Origin of the sequence: Glutamicibacter sp. NPDC090743, assembly GCF_044769125.1 — a bacterium.
In the GTDB taxonomy this organism is placed as follows: domain Bacteria; phylum Actinomycetota; class Actinomycetes; order Actinomycetales; family Micrococcaceae; genus Glutamicibacter.
The window spans coordinates 1-5,524 of sequence record NZ_JBIVXE010000015.1 but is presented as its reverse complement, the minus strand read 5'-3'; the positions used below and the strand labels follow the sequence as shown (position 1 = coordinate 5,524).

2 rRNA genes are annotated in these 5,524 nt (G+C 53.8%); both read left to right on the top strand.

The window, feature by feature from the left end:
• Positions 1 to 189: 189 nt before the first annotated feature.
• Positions 190 to 1,715, top strand: a 16S ribosomal RNA gene (locus ACIQTS_RS18030).
• A 597-nt stretch (positions 1,716 to 2,312) separates the two neighbouring features.
• A 23S ribosomal RNA gene (locus tag ACIQTS_RS18025) occupies positions 2,313 to 5,444 on the top strand.
• Together the 16S and 23S rRNA genes form the textbook arrangement of a ribosomal RNA operon.
• Positions 5,445 to 5,524 lie beyond the last annotated feature (80 nt).

The window sequence follows — 5,524 nt, the reverse complement described above, 5'->3', positions numbered from 1 at the left end:
AGTGTTTGTTGTTTGAGAACTCAATAGTGTGCCAAGTTTGTTGATACCGAATATTTTTATTTGGTGAATACATAACATTTGCTTGAGGCATTGCACCCCCGTGCAGTGTTCTTGAGTGTTTTATTATTCGCCAGGACTTCATTGGCTTCGCCCTTATTTTCCAAGGGGTTGCCGGTGGCTTTTTATTTTTTTATGGAGAGTTTGATCCTGGCTCAGGATGAACGCTGGCGGCGTGCTTAACACATGCAAGTCGAACGATGAAGCCCAGCTTGCTGGGTGGATTAGTGGCGAACGGGTGAGTAACACGTGAGTAACCTGCCCCCGACTCTGGGATAAGCCCGGGAAACTGGGTCTAATACCGGATATTACCTTTGACCGCATGGTTGTTGGTGGAAAGATTTATCGGTGGGGGATGGACTCGCGGCCTATCAGCTTGTTGGTGAGGTAATGGCTCACCAAGGCGACGACGGGTAGCCGGCCTGAGAGGGTGACCGGCCACACTGGGACTGAGACACGGCCCAGACTCCTACGGGAGGCAGCAGTGGGGAATATTGCACAATGGGCGAAAGCCTGATGCAGCGACGCCGCGTGAGGGATGACGGCCTTCGGGTTGTAAACCTCTTTCAGTAGGGAAGAAGCGAAAGTGACGGTACCTGCAGAAGAAGCGCCGGCTAACTACGTGCCAGCAGCCGCGGTAATACGTAGGGCGCAAGCGTTATCCGGATTTATTGGGCGTAAAGAGCTCGTAGGCGGTTTGTCGCGTCTGCCGTGAAAGTCCGAGGCTCAACCTCGGATCTGCGGTGGGTACGGGCAGACTAGAGTGATGTAGGGGAGACTGGAATTCCTGGTGTAGCGGTGAAATGCGCAGATATCAGGAGGAACACCGATGGCGAAGGCAGGTCTCTGGGCATTTACTGACGCTGAGGAGCGAAAGCATGGGGAGCGAACAGGATTAGATACCCTGGTAGTCCATGCCGTAAACGTTGGGCACTAGGTGTGGGGGACATTCCACGTTTTCCGCGCCGTAGCTAACGCATTAAGTGCCCCGCCTGGGGAGTACGGCCGCAAGGCTAAAACTCAAAGGAATTGACGGGGGCCCGCACAAGCGGCGGAGCATGCGGATTAATTCGATGCAACGCGAAGAACCTTACCAAGGCTTGACATGTGCCAGACCGCCTCAGAGATGGGGTTTCCCTTCGGGGCTGGTTCACAGGTGGTGCATGGTTGTCGTCAGCTCGTGTCGTGAGATGTTGGGTTAAGTCCCGCAACGAGCGCAACCCTCGTTCCATGTTGCCAGCACGTAAAGGTGGGGACTCATGGGAGACTGCCGGGGTCAACTCGGAGGAAGGTGGGGATGACGTCAAATCATCATGCCCCTTATGTCTTGGGCTTCACGCATGCTACAATGGCCGGTACAATGGGTTGCGATACTGTGAGGTGGAGCTAATCCCTAAAAGCCGGTCTCAGTTCGGATTGGGGTCTGCAACTCGACCCCATGAAGTCGGAGTCGCTAGTAATCGCAGATCAGCAACGCTGCGGTGAATACGTTCCCGGGCCTTGTACACACCGCCCGTCAAGTCACGAAAGTTGGTAACACCCGAAGCCGATGGCCTAACCACCTTGTGTGGGGGGAGTCGTCGAAGGTGGGACTGGCGATTGGGACTAAGTCGTAACAAGGTAGCCGTACCGGAAGGTGCGGCTGGATCACCTCCTTTCTAAGGAGCTAACCATTATTGGTTGCCCATGCTGGACACGAGTGTTGTCCGGGTGGGTTGCTCATGGGTGGAATATCAATGGACTCAATACCGGAAAACGTGCTGGCTGATGCTGGTGCGGGGTATTGGCTGTGGCCGCGTGGTGCTTGGGCATCTGCTAGTACGCATTGCAGGGGGTTTTCTTCTTGCGGTGCTGGAATGCGGTGTGTGGGTGTTGTGTGGTTTGTATGGTTTGGCATGCTGTTGGGTTTTGAGGCAACAAGCCTCCTTTCCTGGTGAATGGTTGCCGGGGTTCTTCCTGTGGGGAGGGTCCTGGTGGTGTTCGCTTGGGTGAGGGGTTCTTGGTGTTTCGGTGTTTGTCCTGTGTTTGCTGCAAGGATGTCCTGTTGGATTGATGCTGGCCTTTGGCTGGTGTTGGTTTTGGGTGTTGTTGCGGGGGTGCGGGGTTGTTGTTTGGGAACTGTATAGTGAACGCGAGCATCTTGCAGATGAGATGAGCTGGGTAGTCCTTTTCCTTGGATTGCCTGGTGTTGGAGTCTTGTCTGCGTGATTTTGTTAGATTGTTTTATTGCTCATATCTTTTGACTTTGATGTTGTGTTGAAGTTTTTAAGGGCGCACGGTGGATGCCTTGGCATCAAGAGCCGATGAAGGACGTGGGAATCTGCGATAAGCCTGGTGGAGTCGATAACCGGACGTTGAGACCAGGATTTCCGAATGGGGGAACCCCGCACCATGTTATGTGGTGTGACCTGCAGCTGAATGTATAGGCTGTGTGGAGGGAACGCGGGGAAGTGAAACATCTCAGTACCCGCAGGAAGAGAAAACAACAGTGATTCCGTTAGTAGTGGCGAGCGAACGCGGATGGGGCTAAACCGGTTGGTGTGTGATAGCGGATAGGCGTTGCATCACCGGGGTTGTGGGGTTGACATGTACCAGCGCTATCTTGCTGGTGGGATGAGGTGCAGGCGTATAGGTGAATCGGTTGGAATGCCGGACCATAGAGGGTGATAGTCCCGTAGGTGTAATGCGTGTCTGCCGTTCTAGTGTTGATACCCGAGTAGCACGGGGCCCGTGAAACCTTGTGTGAATCTGCCAGGACCACCTGGTAAGCCTGAATACTACTTGATGACCGATAGTGAATCAGTACCGTGAGGGAATGGTGAAAAGTACCCCGGGAGGGGAGTGAAATAGTACCTGAAACCGTGCGCTTACAATCCGTTAGAGCTGGGGACTTGTTCCCTGGTGATGGCGTGCCTTTTGAAGAATGAGCCTGCGAGTTAGTGTTACGTCGCGAGGTTAACCCGTGTGGGGAAGCCGTAGCGAAAGCGAGTCTGAATAGGGCGTTTGAGTGGCGTGATCTAGACCCGAAGCGAAGTGATCTACCCATGGCCAGGTTGAAGCGCGTGTAAGAGCGTGTGGAGGACCGAACCCACTTCAGTTGAAAATGGAGGGGATGAGCTGTGGGTAGGGGTGAAAGGCCAATCAAACTTCGTGATAGCTGGTTCTCCCCGAAATGCATTTAGGTGCAGCGTTGCGTGTTTCTTGCTGGAGGTAGAGCTACTGGATAGGCGATGGGCCCTACAAGGTTACTGACCTTAGCCAAACTCCGAATGCCGGCAAGTGAGAGCGCAGCAGTGAGACTGTGGGGGATAAGCTTCATAGTCGAGAGGGAAACAGCCCAGAACGCCAACTAAGGCCCCTAAGCGTGTGCTAAGTGGAAAAGGATGTGGAGTTGCTGTGACAACCAGGAGGTTGGCTTAGAAGCAGCCACCCTTGAAAGAGTGCGTAATAGCTCACTGGTCAAGTGATTCCGCGCCGATAATGTAGCGGGGCTCAAGCACACCGCCGAAGTTGCGTCATTCAAATATTAACCTGGTTTCGATTGGGTGTTTGGATGGGTAGGGGAGCGTCGTGTGGACGGTGAAGTCGCGGTGTAAACCAGCGGTGGAGGCCACACGAGTGAGAATGCAGGCATGAGTAGCGAATGACGGGTGAGAAACCCGTCCGCCGAATGATCAAGGGTTCCAGGGTTAAGCTAATCTGCCCTGGGTTAGTCGGGACCTAAGGCGAGGCCGACAGGCGTAGTCGATGGACAACGGGTTGATATTCCCGTACCGGCGAAGGACCGCCCATACTGAGCTGTGGATGCTAACCATGATTGACGCTAGCTGTTGGTGCCTTCGGGTATCTTGCTGGTTGATGTGGTGGGAACCGATGCAGTGAGGTCAGCGTATTAACAGGTGTGACGCAGGAAGGTAGCCGAGCCAGGCAATGGAATTGACCTGGTCCAAGGGTGTAGGAAGAGTGGTTGGCAAATCCGCCGCTCATGTTTCTGAGACCTGATAGGCGCCCCGTTTTCGGGGTGATTCGGTGATCCTATGCTGCCTAGAAAAGCATCGGCGCGAGGTCCAAGTCCGCCCGTACCCCAAACCGACACAGGTGATCAGGTAGAGAATACTAAGGCGATCGAGAGAATCATGGTTAAGGAACTCGGCAAAATGCCCCCGTAACTTCGGAAGAAGGGGGGCCTGCCCCGTGATGAGAACTTGCTTCTCTGATGCGGGTGTGGGCCGCAGAGACCAGGGGGAAGCGACTGTTTACTAAAAACACAGGTCCGTGCGAAGTCGCAAGACGATGTATACGGACTGACTCCTGCCCGGTGCTGGAAGGTTAAGAGGACTGGTTAGCAGTAATGCGAAGCTGAGAATTTAAGCCCCAGTAAACGGCGGTGGTAACTATAACCATCCTAAGGTAGCGAAATTCCTTGTCGGGTAAGTTCCGACCTGCACGAATGGAGTAACGACTTCCCCGCTGTCTCAACCATGAACTCGGCGAAATTGCAGTACGAGTAAAGATGCTCGTTACGCGCAGCAGGACGGAAAGACCCCGAGACCTTTACTATAGTTTGGTATTGGTGTTCGGTGCAGCTTGTGTAGGATAGGTGGGAGACTGTGAAGCTTGGACGCTAGTTCAGGTGGAGTCATCGTTGAAATACCACTCTGGCTGTACCGGTCACCTAACTTCGGACCATGATCTGGTTCAGGGACAGTGCCTGATGGGTAGTTTAACTGGGGCGGTTGCCTCCTAAAATGTAACGGAGGCGCCCAAAGGTTCCCTCAGCCTGGTTGGCAATCAGGTGTCGAGTGTAAGTGCACAAGGGAGCTTGACTGTGAGAGTGACAGCTCGAGCAGGGACGAAAGTCGGGACTAGTGATCCGGCGGCACCTCGTGGAAGGGCCGTCGCTCAACGGATAAAAGGTACCTCGGGGATAACAGGCTGATCTTGCCCAAGAGTCCATATCGACGGCATGGTTTGGCACCTCGATGTCGGCTCGTCGCATCCTGGGGCTGGAGTAGGTCCCAAGGGTTGGGCTGTTCGCCCATTAAAGCGGTACGCGAGCTGGGTTTAGAACGTCGTGAGACAGTTCGGTCCCTATCCGCTGCGCGCGTTGGAAATTTGAGAAGGGCTGTCCTTAGTACGAGAGGACCGGGACGGACGAACCTCTGGTGTGTCAGTTGTACTGCCAAGTGCATCGCTGATTAGCTACGTTTGGAAGGGATAACCGCTGAAAGCATCTAAGCGGGAAGCCTGCTTCGAGATGAGATTTCCATGCACCTTGAGTGTGAGAGGCCCCCAGCTAGACCACTGGGTTGATAGGCAGGATGTGGAAGCAAGGACTAAAGACTTGTGTAGCTGACCTGTACTAATAGGCCGATGACTTTCAACACACAATAAAACAATATTTGAACTGATGATTTCAATGCTGTTCGCGTTCACTATGCGGTTACGAGACAACAACCTCTAGCCA